This is a genomic window from Bailinhaonella thermotolerans (genome assembly GCF_003594875.1).
GTDB lineage: Bacteria > Actinomycetota > Actinomycetes > Streptosporangiales > Streptosporangiaceae > Bailinhaonella > Bailinhaonella thermotolerans.
This window is the reverse complement of record NZ_QZEY01000056.1, coordinates 1-733: the sequence shown is the minus strand read 5'-3', so window position 1 is coordinate 733 and position 733 is coordinate 1. Positions and strand designations below refer to the sequence as shown.

Genomic DNA, 733 nt, shown 5'->3' with positions numbered 1-733 from the left:
GTTCGCCTGCGCGATGACGTACCGATCCTCCTCATCCGCCGTCAGATAGTCGATCTGCTCGGTGACCCGGCCCTCGACGACCTTGCGGTACGGCGTCTCGACGAAGCCGAAGGAGTTGACGCGCCCGTAGGACGAGAGCGAGCCGATCAGGCCGATGTTCGGGCCTTCCGGGGTCTCGATCGGGCACATGCGGCCGTAGTGCGACGGGTGGACGTCACGGACCTCCATGCCCGCGCGCTCACGCGACAGACCGCCCGGGCCGAGCGCGGAGAGGCGGCGCTTGTGGGTCAGCCCGGCCAGGGGGTTGACCTGGTCCATGAACTGCGAGAGCTGGCTGGTGCCGAAGAACTCGCGGATGGAGGCGACGACCGGCCGGATGTTGATCAGGGTCTGCGGCGTGATCGCCTCGACGTCCTGCGTCGTCATCCGCTCCCGGACCACCCGCTCCATGCGGGCCATGCCCAGCCGGACCTGGTTCTGGATCAGCTCGCCCACCGTGCGCAGGCGCCGGTTGCCGAAGTGGTCGATGTCGTCCACCTCGACGACCACGGGGGTGCCGCCGGCGCCGGGCATCTCCTCCTCGCCGGCGTGCAGCCGGACGAGGTACTCGATGGTGGCGACGATGTCCTCTTCGGTGAGGGTGCCCTCGTTGATATCGGCGTCGAGCCCGAGCTTCTTGTTGAGCTTGTAGCGGCCGACCTTGGCCAGGTCGTAGCGCTTGGGATTGAAGTAC

The 733-nt window shown here is 67.8% G+C and carries 1 pseudogene; it reads right to left on the bottom strand.

The window, feature by feature from the left end:
- Window positions 1–733 (bottom strand): annotated as a pseudogene (locus D5H75_RS40725) (DNA-directed RNA polymerase subunit beta); the annotation flags it as partial.